The sequence below is a fragment of the Mesorhizobium sp. M7A.F.Ca.CA.001.08.2.1 genome, assembly GCF_003998455.1.
Taxonomy (GTDB): Bacteria; Pseudomonadota; Alphaproteobacteria; order Rhizobiales; family Rhizobiaceae; genus Mesorhizobium; species Mesorhizobium ciceri.
Map to the genome: position 1 here is coordinate 1 of NZ_RZPW01000599.1, position 3,991 is coordinate 3,991.

General features: G+C 63.0%; 4 protein-coding genes. 2 read left to right on the forward strand and 2 right to left on the reverse strand.

Features of this window, described 5'->3' with window-relative positions:
* A partial coding sequence (locus EN914_RS27140) for a sensor histidine kinase (RefSeq protein ID WP_164778943.1) occupies positions 1-1,366 on the reverse strand: 1,366 nt, incomplete at its 3' end.
* 206 nt (positions 1,367-1,572) lie between these two features.
* On the opposite strand from EN914_RS27140, the gene EN914_RS27145 reads away from it, so the two are divergent.
* On the forward strand, positions 1,573-1,776 hold the full coding sequence (locus tag EN914_RS27145; RefSeq protein WP_013529290.1) for a hypothetical protein: 204 nt from the start codon (positions 1,573-1,575) through the stop codon (positions 1,774-1,776).
* A 29-nt stretch (positions 1,777-1,805) separates the two neighbouring features.
* Here the strand turns inward: EN914_RS27145 and EN914_RS27150 are convergent, their stop codons facing one another.
* The gene (locus EN914_RS27150; protein WP_024503016.1) at positions 1,806-2,726 is read right to left on the reverse strand and encodes a diacylglycerol kinase family protein; all 921 of its coding nucleotides are present in this window, start codon (positions 2,724-2,726) and stop codon (positions 1,806-1,808) included.
* A gap of 251 nt (positions 2,727-2,977) precedes the next feature.
* Here EN914_RS27150 and EN914_RS27155 point away from each other — a divergent pair.
* Positions 2,978-3,991 (forward strand): PRC-barrel domain-containing protein (locus EN914_RS27155; RefSeq protein ID WP_164778942.1); only part of this gene is annotated, 1,014 nt, incomplete at its 3' end.

Below are 3,991 nucleotides of genomic sequence, written 5' to 3' on the forward strand. Positions count from 1 at the left end.
GGATAGAGCCGAAGCCTTGCCGATCCGGCGGAGCGACTTGCGGCCCGCCGCTTTCGCGCCAGGTCAGCACAAGACGCCGGGCATCCTTCCTGCCTTGCGTCCTCCAGCCGAGGTCGACCCTGCCTGACGGCACCGACAGCGAGCCATATTTCAGCGCGTTGCTGGCGAGTTCATGCAGGATCAGGCCAAGCCCGACGGCCTGGTCGGGCGACAGCAGCAGGTCGTCGCCGGAGATCGTCATGCGCGGCTGCTCGGCCGTTTCGAAAGGTCTGACCTCGATCTGGACGAGTTCACTGATGCCGATGCCACGCCACTCGCGGTCCGACAACAGATTGTGGGCGATGCCCAAGGCCTGAAGCCTGGCGCCGAAGGCCTCGAGGAACTGGCTTGGCTGGCGGGCATGGCGCACGGTCTGGGTTGCCAGCGCCTGGACGGTCGCCAGAGTGTTCTTGACGCGATGGTTGAGTTCACGCAGCAGCAGCCGTTGCCGTTCGTCGCCGAGCTTGCGCTCGGAGATGTCGTAATTGACGCCGAAGATCAATGTCGGCTTGCCGTCGCCGTCACGCTCGATGACACGGCCGCGCGTGGCGAGCCAGCGCGGCGGGTGAAAGCCCTTCACCCGGTATTCGCCGAAATAGTCGTCGCTGCCGGTCAAGGCGTCGCGAAAGCGGGTTTCGGTCTGGTAGACGTCGCGCGGATCGATGGCGGTGAGGATGTCGCGTGCGCGCAGCCGGTTGGAGCGCGGCAGGTTGAACAGCTCCGACATCAATGTGTCGCATTCGATGACATCGGTGCGGATATCCCATGCCCAGCTGGCGAGCGAGGCCGCATCGAGTGCGATGGCGCGTCGTTTTTCCTCGCGCGCAAGTGCGGCCTCGGCGATCGCGCCGCTGCGGGTTGCGTCCTTTAGGGTGAACAGGCTGGCGGCGAGGCCGGCGAGCGCCTTCAACTGGTCGAGCTCGGCTCGGGATGGAAAACCATGCGGCTCGCGGTCGAGCACGCACAGCGTGCCGATGCGGGCACCTGCCACGATCATCGGCGCGCCGGCATAGAAGCGGACATGGTGCTTTCCGGTGACCAGCGGGTTGGTCTTGAAACGGGGGTCCGCCGTTGCATCCACGACCACCATCGGCTCGTCGCCGGCGGCAATCGCATGGGCGCAGAAGGAGACGTTGGTCGCGGTTTCGGTCTCGTCCAGGCCGAAGCAGGATTTGAACCAATGCCGTTCAAGGTCGACGAGTGTGACCAGGGCCATCGGCACCTGCATCACCGCTGCGGCAAGGCTGCTGACGCGGTCGAAATCGGGGTCGGCCGCCGTATCCAGCATCTCCAATCCGTGCAGCACGGCCAGCCGGTCGATATCCATGACTGCTAGCGCAACTTCGGCCGGCAGATCGGGTGCTGTTTGCGTCTTGCCAATCACCCCAATTGCCTCGTCCCGGTCTTCGTCGCCGCATGCTTGCGCTGCTGCAAGGCCAGCACGCTTTTCCGGAACCATCCTAGCGAGGAACCGTTACCCGACCATGATTTGCCGGGCGCGCCAGTTGGTGCAGAATGAGACAGGGATCGAGCATGGCCAAGATCATTCCAGAAAACAAGGCGCGGCAGGGGCGATGGGGCTGGCATGGATTTCGGATCCTGATCGCCGCACTGCTTCTGGTGTTTGCTGCATGGGGCATTGCCGAGATCTATGGTGTGTTGATCAAGGCGCCTAACAGCGATGAACAGCATGTCCCCACACCGCCCAACACCACCGAGCAGGCTCCTGCCGGGTAAAGCCGGTCTGTCCGTTGCGTCGCACCTCATCAGGCGGCTCTCGACTGGGCCGCGCTCGCCGGAACCAATACATTCAGTGCGCCAGGCTGGATCTCGATTACCGTTTCACGGTCAAGCCTGACCAGTTCGCCGTCCATGACGGCGCGAAATTTGCGGCTGCCCGAATGGATTTTCAGCACCGTTCTGTTTGTCTGGTGGATTTCGACATGTTCGTTGTCGCGCCATTTGCCGCGCGCCATGTTGAAGAAGAACTTGACCAGTTCGGCGCGCTGCTTCGCCACCGTGACATAGACACCGAGCACGCCGCCCGCAGGATTGTCGGCATAAGGCAGATGGCCTTCACCGAATAAGTTGTTGGTGATGCCGATGCCGGTGATGCGTGCCGCCATTTCGGCATCGCCGATGCTGAGCGTCACATTCATCGCAGGTGGATTGTTGATCGTTGCCCAAGCCGCCTTGGCCGAGGCGCGGATCTTTCCCAACCGCGAACCGAACTCCATCTTCTGGCGCAGTTGCACCATCTTCGCGTGCATGCCGATCGAGAACTGGTGCACGAAAGGTTGGCCATTGGCCGTCGCCACATCGACAGCAATGATTTCGCCGTCGGCGAAGGATTTCAGCGCCCCGTCGAGCGACTGCGGAATGCCCAACCCGCGTGCGAACAGGTTCATGGTGCCGGCTGGCAATATGGCAAGCGCCTTCTTCGTGCCCATCAGTCGGGCGGCCGCGGCGGAAATGGTCCCGTCGCCGCCACCTGCCAGCACGATGTCGACCGAGCGACGCGAAGCGGCGTTGTCCAGCGTCTCCACCACATCCTTGCCGGCGACAATTTCGATGTTGAGCGAGTGGCCTGCCGTTTCCAACGTCTGATGCATCCTGTCGGAGAAAGCGGCGAGGTCGGTGGTGCGCAAAGTGCCGCCGTCCCGGTTCAGCACCGCTGCAAATCTCATGCCCCGCTCCACCAGGTCAGCCAAAAGGCGGCCGGGATGTACCCAGCCAACGGCTGAAACGCGGCGTCGACAGAAAGGTTCCCCTTGCCGCGGGGTGACTACCCCAGCGGCTCAATAATTTCCGTGGTTTCGTTCCCGGACCGCAGCGCTTTGTCGGAACAACTGACCCGGTCACGACGTTGTGAACCTGTAGATGCCGCGTTCCCCAAGGAAGACGCGGCGCATGAGATCAGGCACGAGGAGAGACTACCATGATCCGCAATCTTTTAGCCACGACGGCGCTCGCAACCTTTGTCGCGACCGGCGCCTATGCGCAGAACGCAACAAATACGGCGCCTGCCACGCCCGCCGTCCAGGAGCCCGCCGCCGCTCCTGTGCCACGCGCAGAGGGCAGCATCGTCACCAACATCATCGGTGAGTCCGTCTACAACGGCACCGGCGACGATGCCGAAAACATCGGCAAGGTCAGCGACGTCGTGTTCGACAAGGATGGGCAGGCGAAATCCGTTGTCATCGACGTCGGCGGTTTTCTGGGTGTCGGCGCCAAAAGCGTTGCTTTCGACTACGGCAAACTGCAGTGGGCCGAAAAGAATGGCGACCGCTGGTTGGTGGCCCAGACGACCAAGGACGAACTGACGGCGCAGGCAGAATTCGATAAAAAGCCTTACAGCCCGACCCCAGCACCTGCGGCATCGACCGACGCAACAGCGCCGGCAGCACCCGCGACGACGGACACAGCGCAAAAGCCTGTCGACATGAACGCCGCTTCGGCAGAACCAGTCAAGCGCGCCGATGGCAATCTCGCCACCAACATCATCGGGGAAAACGTCTACAACGGCACCGGCGATGACGCCCAGAACATCGGCGACGTCAACGACATTGTGCTGACCAAGGATGGCAAGGCGCAGTACTTGGTCATCGGCGTCGGCGGTTTCCTAGGCCTTGGCGCCAAGAACGTCACCTATGACTTCTCGAAGGCGCAGTGGGCCGAGAAGAATGGCGACCGCTGGCTGGTCGCCCAGACCACCAAGGAAGAATTGCAGGCGCAGCCGGATTTCAACCGCAAGGCCTATGACCCGGCGCCGGCAACGACGGCTTCGAATGCGCCGGCAGCAGTCGCGCCTGCCGCAGCCCCTGCCGCCGCTCCGTCCGACAAGACGGCACAGGCTCCGGCGCCCACGACCCCCGATGCCTCGGCTCGGGACCAGACAAGTACCGCAGCCATCGACAAGCCGACGCTGCCCGAGATGCCGGTGGGGTGGATT

Bases quoted from the DNA above. Each gene is read 5' to 3' on its own strand.
- EN914_RS27145 (WP_013529290.1), top strand. From the start codon at position 1,573: ATGGCCAAGATCATTCCAGAAAACAAGGCGCGGCAGGGGCGATGGGGC.
- EN914_RS27150 (WP_024503016.1), bottom strand. From the start codon at position 2,726: ATGAGATTTGCAGCGGTGCTGAACCGGGACGGCGGCACTTTGCGCACC.